The organism is Blautia caccae (assembly GCF_040095955.1).
Lineage (GTDB): Bacteria > Bacillota > Clostridia > Lachnospirales > Lachnospiraceae > Blautia > Blautia celeris.
The window spans coordinates 25,948-43,024 of record NZ_JBBMFP010000035.1; the positions used below are offsets into that span (position 1 = coordinate 25,948).

Sequence of the window (17,077 nt, forward strand, 5' to 3'; positions counted from 1 at the left end):
ACTCCCACTCTGTCAGACTATGGCAAAAACCGCCGCGGCACTTGGAATACTTTCTGTTTCCTGTTCACACGCCACTGTCCCGCGGAAAATCCCGAGGCAGCCAGCGCGGTTACTATACCAGGTATTTTCCGTCCAGTACATCTTTTAAATAGGCACCGTACTCGTTCTTTTTCAGAACCTCATATGCCTCCATGACCTTTTCCCTGGAAATCCATTTATTGTGGTAAGCGATCTCCTCCAGGCAGGCAATTTTTCTGTGCTGATGGTCTTCCATGGTCTTTACGAAATTAGTTGCCTCCACCAGAGATTCATGTGTTCCTGTATCCAGCCAGGTAAATCCCTGGCCCAGAAGTTCCACGTTCAGCTCGTTCTGCTCCAGATAGATCCTGTTCAAATCCGTGATCTCCAGCTCTCCCCTTGCGGACGGCTTCAGATTCTTGGCATACTCCACCACCTTATTGTCATAGAAGTAAAGGCCAGTGACACAGTAATTGGACTTTGGCTGTGCCGGTTTCTCTTCAATGGAAACCGCCTTGCCCTCACTGTCAAACTCTACGATTCCAAACCGCTCCGGATCATCCACATAATAACCGAACACGGTAGCTCCTTCTGTACGGGCTGCCGCTGCACACAGTCTCTTTTTCAGTCCGTGTCCGTAGAAAATATTGTCACCCAGGATCATGGCAACACCGTCATCTCCGATAAAATCCTCACCGATGACAAATGCCTGTGCCAGTCCGTCCGGGCTTGGCTGTACCGCATAGGACAGTTCAATGCCAAACTGATGCCCATCTCCCAAAAGAGCCTCAAACCTGGGAGTATCCTCCGGTGTGGAAATGATCAGTATCTCTCTGATTCCCGCCTCCATAAGTACGGACAGCGGATAATAGATCATAGGTTTATCATAGATAGGTAAAAGCTGTTTTGATGTCACCTTGGTCAGTGGATACAGTCTTGTTCCTGATCCGCCTGCTAAAATAATTCCCTTCATACTCTGTACCTCTGTTTCTTCCTGTATTTTAGATTTCCGGCAGCTGCTCTTATGCACAGGCAGCGCATTACTTGCGCAGACCCGGCTGCGCAAGTATATTTTTTCCGGTCAAAAAGCACGTGAATCCCGCATTTTTTAATTTTCGTGGAGCAGTTTCTGCAGCTCATCGGTCTGCAGGTAACGCGCCAGGGCATCCTGCCATGCAGGAAGGCGGTTAAAGCCGTTTGCCTCCAGTTTATCCTTGCTCATCCTGCTGTTATGAGGTCTTTTTGCCTTTGCCGGGAACTCCTCAGAGCTTACAGGATGTACATTTACGTTCATGCCCGCCTGACGGAAGATTTCAGAAGCAAATTCAAACCAACTGCAGAGACCTTCATTTGTGGCATGATAAAAGCCGTATTTTTCTGTCTCGATCATATCCACAAGCAGAACAGCCAGATCATAAGTATAGGTCGGAGAACCGATCTGATCTTCCACCACATTGATATCCGTGTGTTTCTTGCCCAGATTCAGCATGGTCTTGATAAAATTTTTGCCGTTCACGCCAAAGACCCAGGCGATCCTCACGATGAAGAATTTCTCCACATGGTCTGTCACTGCCACTTCACCCTCATACTTGGTCTGCCCGTACACATTCAGCGGATCTCTCTCATCATCCGGTTCCCAGGGTCTTGTGCCCTCCCCGTCAAACACGTAGTCCGTGCTGATATACATCATTTTCAGACCCAGCTCCCGGCATACTTTCGCAATGTTCTCTGTACCGTAAGCATTGACTTTGCGGCAGACCTCCACATTATCCTCTGCAGCATCCACAGCCGTGTAGGCAGCACAGTGGACAACAGCTTCCACATCCGCCTCCCCGATCACTTTTCTGCATGCCTGGGGATCTGTGATATCCATCTCCTCCACATCCACGCCAACGCCTATATGACCTCTCTTAGCCAGCTCGTTCATTACGTCATGTCCCAACTGTCCCTTTACACCTGTCACTAAAACTCTCATAACCTTCATCCTTTCTTTTCCCTGCCCGTTATACCCGGCAGAGACGATTTATTTCCTGCAAATAAAAATCCCCGCTTCTTTACTGATGGAGATGCCTCCGTCTCTTTGGATCTTCTCCTCCAAAAACTGCTTAAACTCTCTCTGTCTGGGATAGAGAAGTTCACTCTGGTTCCCATGACAGGACAAAATATAATCAAGCAGCGGCTCCGGCTTATCTACCCACAGACTGTCATCGTACATACGTTTCTCCACAGAGGAGAAATACGGCTCCAACAGCTTCTGTCCGTTTTCCAGCCCGAACAGCTTATAGAGGGCAACCTCTGACAGAGATATCCTGGGATCAAACTCCTTCACCAGCTCTGTGATCTCATGCATATGCCCCGTCCCGTAGGTGCTGCAGTAAAAGATGCCGTCCTCACTCAATACACGGCTGTTCTCTTCCAGAGCTTTTGCTATGTTCTGTACATAGAAAAGCACATGATTGGCAACCACCCGCTGGAAGTGCCCGTCCGGAAATGGAAGCTTCTGACAGTCCAGAACTCTGAAATCAAAATACTTCTTTCTCTCGTTTCCAATGTTCACTGCAGCATCGTGCACCATTCCGCCCGAAGCGTCAGACAGGCAGATATATTTTCCCTGCAGCACCGCATCAGGTGCGTGTTTCCAGAGCTGCCCGTTGCCGCATCCCACTTCCAGGACATTTTTCACCTGGTCCAGATCGATCTGTTCGCAGAGCCAAGCAAACCACCCTTGGGGGTTGGAGGAATACCGTTCGTGGAGGGAAATGCGGATATTTAAATTGGCTCCGTTTTTATATTGCTCCACCAGCATCTTCTCCATATCGGTCAGATGGATCAGATTGAGGATCTCATTCCAGTCAATCTGGTTTGTCTGCTGAACAATCTGCATGGTATTCTGCAGGGCGTGCTCCATCTGGTTCATATTCTCAATCTTCTTCTGCACCAAATCGATCTGCATCTTCAGGGATTCCAGAATATCGGAACTGGTATCATGTATGGTCATATTTGATATTTCTTTTAATGAAAATCCCAGATATTTCAGGGAGAGGATTTTCTGGAGTCTCAGAAAATCTTCATCGGAATACATGCGGTATCCCGATTCATTGACAAAACTGGGCTTTAAAAGACCTTTCTTATCATAATACCGTATGGTTCGGATTGTCACATGAGCCATCCGGGCAAACTCCCCGGTGGTATAATAATGCGCCACAAAATCCCTCCCTTCCGTCTGCTTCTATCCTGCCGCGCGCTTAAGCCAGGCGCTCTCCGTACATTTTATCAAAATAGTTGGAATATTCGCCGCTGAGAATATGTTTCCACCAGTCCTCATTGTCCAGATACCACTGTATGGTCTGTGCAATTCCTGTGTCGAAGTTATATTTCGGCTTCCATCCCAGCTCTGTTTCCAGTTTTGTCGGGTCAATGGCATATCTCATGTCATGTCCCGGACGGTCTTTGACATATTTGATCAAACTTTCCGGTTTATTCAAGGCTTTGAGAATTGTCTGTACAACCTGAAGATTTGTTCTCTCATTATGTCCGCCCACATTGTAAACCTCACCGACTCTTCCGTTATGGATGATCAGATCAATCGCTTCGCAGTGGTCTGACACATGCAGCCAGTCTCTCACATTTTCACCGTTTCCGTATACCGGAAGCTCCTCATCTGCCAGAGCGCGGCTGATCATCAGCGGAATCAGTTTTTCCGGAAAATGATAGGGACCATAGTTATTGGAACATCTGGAAATGGTCACCGGCAGTCCAAAGGTTCTGTAATAAGCAAGTACAAATAAATCGGCGCTGGCCTTTGAGGAGGAATAGGGGCTTGAAGTGTGAATCGGTGTTTCCTCTGTGAAGAACAGGTCCGGTCTGTCAAGGGGCAGATCCCCGTAAACTTCATCGGTGGATACCTGATGGTAACGCTTTACACCATATTTTTTAGAGGCATCCAGCAGCACTCTTGTTCCCATAACATTGGTCTGCACAAAAATGCCCGGGTCTTCAATGGAACGGTCTACATGGCTCTCTGCCGCGAAATTCACTACAATATCAAATTTTTCTTTCTCAAACAGATCCATAATAAACGGTTCGTCCGCAATATCACCTTTGACAAATTTGTAATTCGGTTTATCTTCCACTGGTTTCAAAGTTTCCAGATTGCCGGCGTAGGTGAGCAGATCCAGGTTTACGATCTCATAATCCGGGTATTTATTCACCATGTGATGTACAAAGTTTCCTCCGATAAAACCGGCACCGCCTGTTACTAATACTTTCATGTGGTATTCTCCTTTGCTTTTTCTCTGATAAGGTTACTATAAGGGGTGACGTAAGGTCACTGTCAAGGGTTTTTTCAGAAAAAAAGAACCCAGGCTTTCGCCCGGGTTCCTAAGCATTAAAAATTATGCTTCTTTTCTTTTTTTGTATGTAACAGCCATTCCAGCTACTGCAATAACAGCTACGATACCTGTCCACATCATAACGTTTGTTTCGCCTGTTTTAGGTGATGTGGATGCTTTTGCTGCTGCGTCTTTGTCAACAACAAATGCTACTGGAGACAGAGATGTGAAGGTTGCTGTGATTGTACCAGCACCAGCTTTTGCTTCTACCTTCTCCCAAGCGCTTCCGTTGTAGTGCAGAACTGCAACAGAAGAACCTTCTGTAACACCAGCTACTTCAAATGTGATGGTTACAGGGAATGTTGTTCCGTCCGGAACAGAGATGTCTTTTACATCTACAACCTGCATGCCTTCTTTGAAGTCAGCGCCAAGAACCTCTTTCAGAGTTTCCTCTTTTTTAACGTTCTCAACGGCCTCTTTGTACTCGTCAGGAACTGCCTTGATCTCAACAGTAACTGCGTTACCGTTGGCATCTGTAGCTGCCTGAGCTTTGGTTACAACACCTGTAACCTGTACACTTGGCTGTGCGAATACTGCAACGGCTGAGCTAACAGTCATAACAGCTGCGCACACTAAAGCAATAAGTTTCTTCATGATAAAATCCTCCTTTTGTTTCTTCTTGCTTTATTACATTTAACAAGCTTGAAGTTATTATAACACTAGTTTCGTAATTTGTAAAACATTTCTATCAATATTTTTTTTAATTTTTCATCATTTATATAAAACTTCTCATGTTTCGGACCGGCTGCCGCCTCGCCGGGGATATATTGTGTTCCCGCAGTTCATAGGCGGTATATATATGGATTCAAGTGAAATTTCTTCTAGTTTTTTCCGCATTTATGCAGGCCGCCCTCCTGGACCGAAGAGGCAGTACGACGCTCTGACCTTTGATTCGGTGATAATTTTCAGAAAATTTCATTCATGCCATTTCCCCCAAATTTATTATGAACGGCGGATGCAAAACTGTCCGTTTCCGCTTTAAAAGGACCTTCACCGATAAGTGCGGATGTTATTTCAAAAAGCCGATTCACACTTTGTCAAAAATGAACATACCCGCAATCCCTTGATATTAGTGGGATTACGGGTATATTTTCATCTACTTTCGCAATGTATAAAACGTTTCTATCAACATTTTTTGTAATTCTTCATCATTCACATAAAACTCTTCATGTTCCGCGCCTGCAACGGCTTCTCCCGGAACATACTGGGTTTCGCTGTCACCAAGCTGATAGCGGGCTAAGTCGTTAATCTGGTCAGCATTCAGGTCTGTCACCAGATACGGCTTGATCACCGGATAAAACGCCTCATAGTAATCACCGGCCGCGCCGACTTTATTCCTCAGGGAGGAGATCAGAGCCGGAATATACTGCACCTGGCGCTGCATACGCCCATTATTGCTGCCCTGTACATCCGTATCCCTGTAACGCACATATTTCTCCGCCTGCTCTCCTGTCAGTTTCACAGTCTCACCTTTTACGAACGCAGGGTCAATCATCGTATAATCTTCCGGTATGGTGATCTCCACACCGCCCACTGCGTCGTTCATTGTGCTGATCGCGTCAATATTCAACGACACATAGCCGTCTATCGGCAGATCAAAAAGCAGCTCCGATACCGTCTTCTTCATGGCCCAGCAGCTGCTCTGCTCCCCATTGCCGTAGGCATATTGGGTGGCAAGCTGCGCATTTACGGAAGTATAATAATTGCCGTTTGCGTCATAGATATCAATATCTGTCATGGAATCCCTGGATATCTGCAGAATACGCGCTGTCTGTGTCTCCTTATCCAGAGATATGATCATAACACAATCCGCCTGTCCTGCTACTCCCGGCGTGTCCTTCAGAGTAACCGTTTCTTTTTTATCCACACCCATGAATAAAATATTTGTAAGATTTTTATTATACTCATATTTCTGGCCATTATAAGTGATGGTATCATCGCTGGCCTGGGAAACGGATGCGCCTGTGCTTTTCTCCATATTGTCCGCAACTGTCTTTGCTTTGCTGTTATTTTTCACAACATAAACCACCACAGCCAGAGCCAGCAGCAGAAGGATCAGTACAGAAACTATCACAACCAGTCTCTTTTTTTCTTTACTTTTCATCTATCAGTACCGCCTCTACAAGAAAACGCTGATCATTATTTCCATTGCAGGTTGACATTGTAATAATTCGGTCAGATGTTGTGACCGGAATGTCTGTATTGATATAGGATGCCATATTTCTCACCTGGCTGAGTGAATCCAGATACGCCTGGAACTGCTCTTCCTGGGTAAAATCAAAAGCCACCATAATATGTCTGCTGTCATAAGTAACCGCCGCAAAAATCTTATAAGTAAAAATGTGCTCCGGTGTATAAATATACACCTCTGAATGCTCATCCATATAAGCACTGTCCTTATAATCCTTCAGGCCGCCGAACATGGTACAGTCTTTCATATTATGTCCGTATATCACTGTATTCTTGTCCGTAAAATCTTTTTTGTTGAGGGATTCCGTGTAAATAGATCCGGGCAGTCCCTCTTCGCCCTCTATCGTGTGATCCAGATAGTAGGCGTCATCCTCGGGCCGCTGCACAATAGGATAATCCACTTCTGTGCTGGGAATCCGTATCCATGCATAGATTTCCGGGTTCATTTTCTGAAGCTCTGCAAAATCAATGGGAATCTCCACAGGCTCTTTCTCCGGCTCTGCTGCCGCTTCCTTTGCCGGCTCCTGTTTCGGTTCTTCAGTATCCTTTGTCTCTTCTGTCTTATTACTTTCTTTCAGCTTATCATATACTTCTTCTTTCTTCTGCTGACTGGTATAGTAATATACAGCAAAAGCCACGGCTGCCAGAAATATGATCAAAAATACCCAGAATAATTTACTTCTTCTTTTCTTTTCCATTGTCTGCCTCTTTCAATTTGCGAAGCTCCTCTTTCTTCTTATCCTTGCCTTTCACATAGGGAACGATCGCCAGTGTGGAAAGACCAAGATATTTCTCAACATCTTCTTCTGTCTTGATATTGTCGTTAATGATAAACCTCACGGTAAGCACGCCGCACACAAGCAGGATACCCAGCAAAATACCGATAGCGGTATTCTTCAGCAGGCTGGGGCTGACAGGTTTTTCTGAAACCTCCGCGCTCTCCACAGTTGTAGGCGGGTCAGATTTCATAATACTTGCCATTCTGTCTGCTGTTTCCTCGGCAACTGCATTTGCGATGATACAGGCATCTGCCGGATTCTCATCTATAGCTTTCACTTCCAGAATTCGTGTACCGGATTTATTTACTACAGTCAGAACATCCAGTATCTCTTTTCTGGAAAATGTTTTGTCCTCTTCCTCTTTGATGCGTTCAATAGCGGCATCAATAACCGGCTTACTGGTGGCGATCACCTCAAAGTCGGCTGTCAGTTCACTACCAATCTGAATATCTGCCAGGGATGTAACACTTGTCGTCTTATTTAAAATATAAAGCTGCGCTTTTGATTCATACTTAGGCGTGATAAGGAGCACTGTACCGCCTAATGCGATCACTCCACCCATAATCGCACAGATGGCGATCAGCCACCATTTCCGTATCAGTACATGGAACAGGGCACCTAAATCAATCTCCATTTCGTCATCGTATTCTTTATTATTCATTTTGTTCCTCTTTCATTGCAAAATTTTTCTTACGGTGTCTTGTTGATTTTAATAGTATCCGCCGTATTTATTTCCATAATACCCGCCATACTTCTTGCCGTAGTAGCTTCCTGTATGTACATCCACCTTGTTAAGAACAACACCCAGAAGGTTACTGTTAGCTGCCTTCAGCTGTCCGACCACACCTTTCGCCTCTGACCTGGAGGAATTATCCGCTGCCAGAACCAGAATGGATCCGTCACACACCTGAGCGATAACCGCTGCATCGATAACGCTTCCGAGAGGTGGCGTATCAATGATAATATAATCAAATGTGTTCTTCAGACCTGTGAGCAGTTTCAGCAGTCTCTCATTTCCCAAAAGCTCTGTAGGGTTGCTGGGGAAAATTCCCGTTGGAACCAGGAAAAGATTCCTCTTGTTCGTTCCATATACCACATCTCCCAATTCAGCCTGGCCGGAAAGATAATGGCTGAGTCCCTTAACAGCACCTTCCAGTTTCAAACGGTGAACCATTACGGATTTTCTCATATCCGCATCGATGAGCAGTGTATTCCTGCCGCTCTCTGCCAGCGCCAGCGCCAGATTGTAAGCGACTGTACTCTTTCCATCATTCGGTGTACAGCTTGTGACTGCAATGACCCGGTTCTCCACACCCGTAAATTCCAGGTTGGTTCTCAAGGTACGGTAAACTTCACGTTCCCGGCTTGATAATGAAATTTCTCCTTTGATTTCTAACTTATCCACTTATGTATTCTCCTCTGATAATTCTTGACGGATTTATTGTGCTGATTTCCTCACGGTATGTCTTTCCGATTTTTTTATCTATGTAAGAAAGGCAATCTCTCATCTCCGGGCGTCTGTGTGTCGCACCGTGGGCATCTGTGCCCAGTACATGAATGAGTCCGTGCCTCATTAATTTTAATAAATACCATCTTGTACTCCAGCCTGCTTTACCCATAACGCTGGAAACATTAACCTGCATGCAGGCTCCCATTCCGGCCAGCTCTGCAACCTGTTCTTCTTTCTTCATGCCCTGATAGCGCTCAATATGAGCAATCACAGGCAGATATCCGGCATACTGCAGATTCTGCACAGCCTGCCGTATATAGCGGAATTCCGAATAAACAGGAAATTCTACCAAAACATACTTTGTCTGATTCAGAGTCAGCGCATCGCCTCTGTCAAGGGCATCCACCACTCCCTCACTGTAATACAACTCGTTTCCGAGATATATCCTGGCTTTTGGATTCATTTCCTTTGCGTACTTACAGGTACGCAGATAGGCTCCCATCCTTTTTTCCAACACAGACGCGTCCATGTCGCAGTTAAAATGTGGTGTAGCAATAATTTCATCGATGCCGTCCTTAAACGCCATTCGCAGCATCCTGCGTGTTTCGTCCGCATTTTTTGCTCCGTCATCTACACCGGGCAAAATGTGGCAGTGTGTGTCTATAATCAATAATCTTATCCACCTTTACCATAAATTCACCCACCATTATAAAGGAAAGTCCTCTGTTTGTCTACTGGATATTTACCTTTAAAATGGCAGTATTTGACTGATTTCCATCGCTGTCGACAACATAATACACTACTTCATAGGTTCCCGGTGTATTGGTATCCACCGGATTCTGCAGCTGAATCTGTCTGAAAAGGGTGCTTCTGTCATCTTTATCGTCGGTGATATCCTGAATATATGTACTGTAATCAAACTTGCTTCCCACAGGCAGCGTCACTTCATATTCATTCAGACGAAACTGTGGGCTGCCGGCCGGAAGCTGTGCAATCGCCGCCTCCGCTGCCTCTGCACCGCCTGCAGTTTCCTGAGGAGGCTGCTCTTGGGCAGCCGGGTCGGCAGACGGATCTGCCGGGGCAGCTTCGCCCTCTCCCGTACCTTCACCTGTTGTTTCCCCTTCGGGAGCCGGCGCTTCTGTTCCTGCTTCCCCGCTTTCCTGGCCTTCCTCCGTTCCTTCCGGAGCCTGGCCGCTGTCCGCCGGTGCTGCTTCACCGGAAGCCTGATAATTTACCATAAGTTTCTTTTTTGTCACATTGCGGCTGTTGTCCATTGCTGTATAGGTTACTTCAGCCTGGGTTCCGTCAGCAGTTGGTTTTACGGATTCCACCATAAGGGTATCTGATACATCCCCGTCCTTGTCATCCACTGCCGTGATGCCTTCCAGAAGAAGCTTCTTATCCTGCCCCGCCACATAAGTCAGCGTATTGTCCCCAGGAACTTTTATCTCCGGTGCTGTCTTGTCCCGATTAAGTACCAGAAATACGGTACCGGCGGTAATTCCGATGCATACAATAATTGCTGCTGCAATTAATCCTTTTTTCATCTTCTTTCCATTCCTCTCGTATATATTTAAAATAAGAAAGTGTTGCCATCATTTCTATTCTTTCCCATTTCAAACAACATTATTATATTAACATTACATAAATCATTAATCAATTACTTTTTTTAATTCTTTTGGGTTGGCAATGGAGTAAATGTAATTGAGAAGTTCCTTCCTATTAAAAACAGCAAGATCATCTGCCGCTTCCGGAGGCATCAGCAGATAGGACTTCAGTTCCTCCAGGATTTCTGAAATATCGGAATATACTACCTCAGAAATGCCGGGATTTTTTATATTGACATCCATCTGGAGAGGAAGTCTGTAATGGATGACCAGCCATGTGTTCATGCGAGTGTAATCACCGTAATAATAGTCTTCGGAGAAGAAGTCTGCTGCCCTTACTTTTTTCTTAGTTTTCTGAATTTGAGCCCAGACGATGTCGTCTTTCTTTGTGGTATACCTGCCTTGAATGTCTGTAAAACGCACAATGCGGGGCATGTATTCCGTGAAAAAACGATAGTCTGTGTATAGATGGAAGAGATAACCCTGGACGCTTGGATCCGGGAGAAGGTCACGGTATTTATCAAGAAATTTGGACAGTATGGGGTATTGGACAATTTCCTGCAAGGTGTCAGGGCTTCGGAAATGGGATTGGAATTTGTCTTTTACAGTGTCGGGCAGTAAATTGCCGACCAGGAAGGCGTTTTTGGCTTTTGGCTGATTTAACGGGTGTGAAAATGGCAGCGAATTTAGGAAAAAATTCGCTGCGGTTAAGTGGATGATGTAGCCGGGCATGGTTTTTAATACCTCACTTATGAGTTTGTTGGCTTATTTTTATATGGTAAAATGATTTTTAAAGGTATAGGAGTGTATCGGTTATGATTGGCAAATATCTGTCACCTTTGCCAAAACTGCCCATACATATGGGGCGCCGTACATGTTCAATGCTTTGGGGCCGGTGATTTTGTCGGGGGCATTTTTTATTTTTTTGTATGCGTTTTCAAAGGTGCTCCTGGTGATGGAGCGCTCTCTGCGGTCTGTGAACATCTCGCCGCCTTTGATGGTATAGGTAAAGGGGAGCATTTTCTTTGTGTAGAAGGTTTCTCCCTGGTGGGATGTAATTGCTTGCCAGAGGTTGTCTATAGTAACGGTTTCCGCTGCATTGCTCATGTGCGATTCCTCTCTTAGATATAATTTATTCCTGATATCTTTATAGTATTTTACATTTAAATTTGAAAAGGTGCAACTGAAAGATAGCGTCTAAGCGGATATTTATAATCCGATGACGCTGTCTTTCTGCATCTTATTCTCTATTTACTCCTCATCTTCTCCCTCTCTTCCTGTCTTTTCTTCCACTCCTCCATAAATGCGCGCTTTCCCTCTGTGACAAGAAATTCCGAGCAGGCTGCATCAAGAGCATACTGTTTCATCATAGCTGCCTTTCTTTTTTCTTCTCCTGCAATTTTCACCAAGTCTGCCTCCACCTCTGCTTCATCCTTACAGTGCTCAGTGAGTAGAAAATCCTCTTTTATTTTGTCATACATCTGCATTGTCCAGCGTGAGCTTAAATCAAATAAATCATCAAAATTCTTGATTCTTTGCTCTGCCTGCTTATTGTCTGAAACAGGTCTTAAACCCAGCACACGCTCTCCTCCGCTGCCCATTACAGCAATTCTGGATTCTTCTTCTGCTGCCCTCAGATAAGGAATATAAACTTCTGCCAGATTCGCGTTTTTTAATGGATCTTTGCTCCCTTTCACCTTGGGGCTGTTGCACTCTCTGCATATACCAGCCAAATTCACAGGATGGAAAGTCAGAGCAGGATATTGGTTTTTTGGAAAGTAATGGTCGACCTCCCCGTAACGCCGCAGATTTCTCACACGACCCAGACATACAGGGCATATGGTGTTTCTATCATTACTATATAAAGAATCCCTGTAATTATCAAAAGAAAGAGACAGTTTATTTCTTTGAAAAATATTTTGATAAATATGATTCATCAGGCTTTTGATCTTATTTCGCTGTGAAATGCTTAACCCTTTTTCCCAAAATTCAAAATCTTTGTCTGATGCATGTTTTTCAAACGCCATATCATGTTTCAGTACCTTGTACATTTGCCTGCGCACATACTGAGGCTCCTCCAATAATCTGTCCATTGCATTTTTCAGACTCTTTTGAGAATGATAATATGTGATCACCCAGCTTTCGTCTGTACTAAGTAATGTTTTCAATGTATTGATATCCGGATTCCGATGATCTGCCATACACTCAAAAATACGCAGAATGGTTTGATTAATCTTCTCCATTTCCGTCTTCAGAAAACTCTTCTGTAATTTCAGGTACATTTCGTTTCTCCATTATACTGTAATATTTATCCATCAGCCGAAAACGTCCAATACCGGCCCCTAACCAATTAATATACTGCAGCAGTTTATCAGGATTTTCCTCTCGCAATGCGGCCTGCAATATTTTATCTGCATAGTTTCCAATCTGTGCAGCATTTTGAAACATGGTTTTTGATATTTCATTGCGGCTGGCAGCAAACATGGATATCGGAATTTTTCTAGCAGAGACATTTCCTTTCTCTCTTTCAAATAAAAATACATGATCCGGCAGGGCATCTGTGAGAAGCAGGCTGGAATGAGTGGAAATCCAAAAAGCATGATGCATACTCCTGCCATTTAATTGTGTAAACTTCCGCAGGCTGGCCACAAAATCTACATTCCAACTCTCATTTAAATGGATATCCGGTTCATCAAACAAAAACAGGCAGTTATCCGTTTCCTCCTGTCTGCACAGCAATACAAGCCCCATTCGGGCTACCCAAAGCAGTTCCCCGTCACTCAGGGCACATTCATTCAGTAATTCTGCTCCTGTCTCTGTATGGAAAAACACATGGCACGCTTTCAGCGCCAAAGCATTCTTAGCCTGCAGAAGAAGCAGCAGTAACTGAAGAGGATTGTAATACCGACGTGATATGGCCTTATTACAATACTCCGCCCTTTCTCCCGAAATTTCATAAACAGCTTTAATCGTATCTCCATCACTTACCTTCCAGTCATAAAGCTGACTTTCTCCTTTTTCATCCTCCAAAAACAGTTCTTCAAAAAGAGCACTTTCTATTCTGGTTTCATCAGCCTCCAGACTGAAAGCCACAGGACGGAATTTATCTCCCAGTTTTTTCAACAGCATCTCCCGAAACATGGCATATCCATTATCCTGCCCCGGTTTCCATGCACAGAGCACCAGAAAGATCAAAGAAGCCATCTCCTCGCTCAAATACAACATTCTGGGATTTTTCTGCAACTGATTCAGGTAATTCAGCAGGACTTTAATCTCATGCTCTCCATCCTCCCGCGTCCCGGCATCATATATATCACTAATGATCGAATTTTCAGCTTCCTTTTGCAGCATCTGTTTCATCTGGCTGTTAGGACCTGAAATATATGTTATAATCTTGTAAGGCAGATACTGCTCAATTCCCAGAAAAGAAGAATATACCTGTCCATTTACAGTAATATGGAGACGGCCCTTCCCTGACTCTTTCTCAGGCCTTATCTCTACCTGGACAATTTTTCCCTTCTCAAAGACAGAATACCCAAGTACAAAATCAAATCCGGGCAGCTCATTTTGTGTTATTCTGGAAAAAATCAGAGCAACCGCTTCTAAAAATGCGGATTTTCCAGTTCCATTCAAACCCACACAAAAATCCACAGGCACTTCTTCGGAGCTTTGCGACATATTAAATTCTATTTTCTTCAGATGTTTATAGCCGCATATGCGTATATGGGTCAATCTCATAATTCCCTACTCCTCTTTATTTTCCTCTGCATTTTAATTTCATGTGGTTGATAGGGCAGAAGAAACACAGCTCCAGATATCTATTACCAATGCCTCCCCGTTCTCATCTTTTACCTCATTCTCTTCCCCGGGATCTTTTCTGTCATAATATAATTTGAAGGTTTCTTTTGACAATAGCCCTAATTGAAATAAAATTTCAACAGAGGTCACTGCATCCTGTATATGATAATCTGAATATTCCGCTTTCATATGTTTCAATATTTCATGAACTGCAGACGGTTTTCCCGCATTATAAAATTCCCGATAAAGCCTTTTCTGAAAGTCTGATAACTGCAGCTGCACAAACCCACGGCGTTTTGTGTCCAGTCTTTCCCAGGGCTGCTGCTCCTGAAAGACCTGATCTCTGTAACGGAAATATTTTTCTCTGTCCGCTTCCTGGAACATTTCTTCCAACAATGCTCTCAGAAGTTTCTCTGCCGTTTCTATAATCCGGCTTGTAGTCTCCTGCAGTTTTTTTAATGTATAATCTGCTCTCATCAGATTGATTTCCAATATCCATCCTGAGCTTCGGGCTTTATTTACTTCAGACAATAAATCTTCTTTTTTCCATATGTAATCCTCAACAAGTTCCAATTGACGAATCCAGGATTTCTGCACTTCTACAGGAGCTACAGGAATCAGAATCTGTTCCAATGTATTTGTGCTTAATCTTTCCAAAACCGTCTGATAAGCCATACTCTGTAATGTTTTTCTGGCAAACAACAGATAGTAGTACAAATATTCCGGCAAAATACCACTCTCTTCCTTACACACGATTGCCATGATCTGCTGATTTGTCTCCAGCTCGCATCCTGCTATAGCAGCTTTACCGATGGTTCCATTTACAGACAGCAGTACAGCTCCCCTGGGAATAATCTTACCAAGTTCCGCTCCTGTCCGGGAAAGATATTCTCTTGTACAGCTGATTTTTCTGCGCTTCATGTCCTCTATCTTTACCCAGGGGATTCCCTCTTCATTTCTCCCGTTTACTATAAAATTTTCCGTATTCTTTTTCGGAGGTGTTTTTCCGAGCATCAGCCGAGCGGCATCCTTTAATCTAACATATTTCCACATGTCTTTATCTTTCATATTTATCTCTCAGTTCTGCCAGTTCCTCTAAAATCCGGCATGATTCATTCTCCAGTTGGTGAATTTCATCCAACAGCTCTCCGATGTTTAAATACTCTGCTTTTTCCTCTGTTTTTCTTGGTCTGTAGTGATCCGCCACCAGGTTATAGTCATGCTCTCTCAAAAGCTGTCTTTCCGCAAACCAGCAGTTTTTATAGGGCCAGTTTTCAGGGGTATAGATTTCAAAATCATTATAAACGCCCCGCCCCATAGACGCTGACCACTTTTCATATAATTCCTGACATGATGCCTCCTTTTCAACAGCATCTGAGATATCCGGTATCTGTATTTCATGTGTATCCTTCAAAAATTCCGCGGTTTCAAATTCATAGAAAAAAACAGGTGTACTCTCTGTTGCTCTTCCACCGAAAAAAAGTATGGAGGATTTTGCATTGGTATAAGGAGCGAATACTCCTTTTGGGAGGGATATCACGGTTCTAAGTCCTAAATGTTCCACCAAGACTTCCCTTATATTTCTCTCATCACCGCCTCTGAACAGTACATTTTCATTCACAAGGACAGCTGCTTTTCCATTTGGGTTCAAATGCTCCATGATCAACTGTAAAAACTGGAGATGCAGTTTCTTTGTAGGGACAAGATAGCCTCTTTTCTCTGCCTGCGCCGTATTTACACTGGATACAGGGGGATTCGACAGTATAAAATCATATTTCCTTGTATCATTCCAGTATGCCGATTCACTGTATTCATCCTGAATAAATGCATCCCTGCATTCCAGATGTATCTTGCGGAAATCCGTCCCGCTAAACAGCAGACGGATTTCCGCAAGATTTATCATATGGGCCTTGACATCATTCCCATATAATTCAAGGCTTTCATTTCCCTTTGCAAATGCATATGCCTGTGCCAGGAAAGCACCGCTCCCGCAGGCCGGATCCCAGAATGTACCGGACTTTGGCCTTACTATATCTACCATAAGACGAACGATTATATTTGGAGTAAAAAACAAATTTTTATCTCCCTTTCTGTATACCTGGTCCAGCATAAAATCCATCATGCTGCTTAAATGCCGAAGATCATATGCCGAAACCTCCGGATATTCCTGAACAGCAGCTACAACCAGCCCCCATATAGATGAAAGTATCTGTGGAGAATCGATCAGGCGCAGTCCCTGCCAAAAATGGAGCTGAGGACAATATTCACTACATCTGCGCACTTCAGCTTCTATTTCTTCAAACCATGCCCTGTCGGTTTCAAATATAGGAATATCTATGCTCCAGATTTGATGTGGATGACGCTTTTCATTCCGCAGCTTCGTCAAGAGAAGCGCTGTGAACTGTTCCGGCAGCATAAAGGAGGGCATGGCTTCAAGCTGCATTTCTTCTATAACGCGGATGATATTCCGTTTTAGTTCTTTTGAAATACTTTGAGTGATTTGAGGGATATTTTGATCCATTGATTACCTCCGTAAGTGAATTGATGGTCATGGGGCAGATGAGGCCGGGAAAACATTTTGTTTTATTATAGCTGAAGTGGCTGGAAGTGGCAAGATTTGTTTGATTTTTAGATTTTTTCTGCACACCGAGACTATGAAGAAAAGTCTGTAAATGCCTTTCTGTCTTTATCTGGAACATATTTTAATGTGTTTCTTACCTGGTGGAAAATGCATCTCTGGTATTCTGTTTTGGGGAATGCGGCAGCTATGGCTTCCTTTATTCCCGTAAGGCCGTCCGCACAGATGATGAGGATGTCTTTTACCCCCCGGTTCTTCAGTTCATT

General features: G+C 44.1%; 17 protein-coding genes and 1 pseudogene. All 18 read right to left on the reverse strand.

Annotated features, from left to right (window positions below; genetic code table 11):
* Positions 1-112: 112 nt before the first annotated feature.
* Positions 113-991 (reverse strand): glucose-1-phosphate thymidylyltransferase RfbA, encoded by an 879-nt coding sequence (gene rfbA, locus WMO65_RS24505; protein ID WP_148392768.1) that lies wholly within the window; start codon positions 989-991, stop codon positions 113-115.
* 135 nt (positions 992-1,126) lie between these two features.
* Positions 1,127-1,993 (reverse strand): dTDP-4-dehydrorhamnose reductase, encoded by an 867-nt coding sequence (rfbD, locus tag WMO65_RS24510; protein WP_033142848.1) that lies wholly within the window; start codon positions 1,991-1,993, stop codon positions 1,127-1,129.
* A 48-nt stretch (positions 1,994-2,041) separates the two neighbouring features.
* Positions 2,042-3,223 (reverse strand): MerR family transcriptional regulator, encoded by a 1,182-nt coding sequence (locus WMO65_RS24515; protein ID WP_033142847.1) that lies wholly within the window; start codon positions 3,221-3,223, stop codon positions 2,042-2,044.
* Between the two features lie 40 nt (positions 3,224-3,263).
* On the reverse strand, positions 3,264-4,289 hold the full coding sequence (gene rfbB / locus WMO65_RS24520) for a dTDP-glucose 4,6-dehydratase (protein ID WP_033142846.1): 1,026 nt from the start codon (positions 4,287-4,289) through the stop codon (positions 3,264-3,266).
* 123 nt (positions 4,290-4,412) lie between these two features.
* Positions 4,413-5,003, reverse strand: a complete 591-nt coding sequence (locus WMO65_RS24525) for an LPXTG cell wall anchor domain-containing protein (RefSeq protein WP_052099637.1) — start codon at positions 5,001-5,003, stop codon at positions 4,413-4,415.
* A gap of 502 nt (positions 5,004-5,505) precedes the next feature.
* The gene (locus tag WMO65_RS24530) at positions 5,506-6,513 is read right to left on the reverse strand and encodes an LCP family protein (protein ID WP_148392769.1); all 1,008 of its coding nucleotides are present in this window, start codon (positions 6,511-6,513) and stop codon (positions 5,506-5,508) included.
* A complete protein-coding gene (srtB, locus tag WMO65_RS24535; RefSeq protein WP_148392770.1) occupies positions 6,503-7,297 on the reverse strand; it encodes a class B sortase in 795 nt (264 codons plus the stop codon). Before srtB ends, WMO65_RS24530 begins: the two co-directional genes overlap by 11 nt.
* Entirely contained in the window at positions 7,275-8,039 is a 765-nt protein-coding gene (locus tag WMO65_RS24540) for a YveK family protein (RefSeq protein ID WP_148392771.1), read from the reverse strand. Before WMO65_RS24540 ends, srtB begins: the two co-directional genes overlap by 23 nt.
* Before the next feature lie 48 nt (positions 8,040-8,087).
* Positions 8,088-8,783, reverse strand: a complete 696-nt coding sequence (locus WMO65_RS24545; RefSeq protein ID WP_033142841.1) for a CpsD/CapB family tyrosine-protein kinase — start codon at positions 8,781-8,783, stop codon at positions 8,088-8,090.
* Entirely contained in the window at positions 8,776-9,498 is a 723-nt protein-coding gene (locus WMO65_RS24550) for a CpsB/CapC family capsule biosynthesis tyrosine phosphatase (protein ID WP_103732696.1), read from the reverse strand. The genes WMO65_RS24545 and WMO65_RS24550 overlap by 8 nt, the downstream gene beginning before the upstream one ends.
* 61 nt (positions 9,499-9,559) lie before the next feature.
* Positions 9,560-10,375 (reverse strand): immunoglobulin-like domain-containing protein, encoded by an 816-nt coding sequence (locus WMO65_RS24555; RefSeq protein ID WP_148392772.1) that lies wholly within the window; start codon positions 10,373-10,375, stop codon positions 9,560-9,562.
* 105 nt (positions 10,376-10,480) lie between these two features.
* Positions 10,481-10,720 (reverse strand): hypothetical protein, encoded by a 240-nt coding sequence (locus WMO65_RS24560; protein ID WP_148392773.1) that lies wholly within the window; start codon positions 10,718-10,720, stop codon positions 10,481-10,483.
* Positions 10,721-11,248: 528 nt separating this feature from the next.
* Positions 11,249-11,542 carry a hypothetical protein gene (locus WMO65_RS24565; RefSeq protein WP_033142837.1) on the reverse strand — a complete coding sequence of 98 codons (294 nt, stop codon included), beginning with the start codon at positions 11,540-11,542 and terminating at the stop codon, positions 11,249-11,251.
* A 140-nt stretch (positions 11,543-11,682) separates the two neighbouring features.
* The gene (locus WMO65_RS24570; protein WP_148392774.1) at positions 11,683-12,717 is read right to left on the reverse strand and encodes a hypothetical protein; all 1,035 of its coding nucleotides are present in this window, start codon (positions 12,715-12,717) and stop codon (positions 11,683-11,685) included.
* Positions 12,665-14,173 carry an ATP-binding protein gene (locus tag WMO65_RS24575; RefSeq protein WP_148392775.1) on the reverse strand — a complete coding sequence of 503 codons (1,509 nt, stop codon included), beginning with the start codon at positions 14,171-14,173 and terminating at the stop codon, positions 12,665-12,667. Before WMO65_RS24575 ends, WMO65_RS24570 begins: the two co-directional genes overlap by 53 nt.
* Before the next feature lie 39 nt (positions 14,174-14,212).
* Positions 14,213-15,301 (reverse strand): restriction endonuclease subunit S, encoded by a 1,089-nt coding sequence (locus WMO65_RS24580; protein ID WP_148392776.1) that lies wholly within the window; start codon positions 15,299-15,301, stop codon positions 14,213-14,215.
* Positions 15,291-16,754, reverse strand: coding sequence for an HsdM family class I SAM-dependent methyltransferase (locus WMO65_RS24585; RefSeq protein ID WP_148392777.1), 1,464 nt, complete (start codon positions 16,752-16,754; stop codon positions 15,291-15,293). The genes WMO65_RS24580 and WMO65_RS24585 overlap by 11 nt, the downstream gene beginning before the upstream one ends.
* 149 nt (positions 16,755-16,903) lie before the next feature.
* Positions 16,904-17,077 (reverse strand): annotated as a pseudogene (locus WMO65_RS24590) (transposase); the annotation flags it as partial.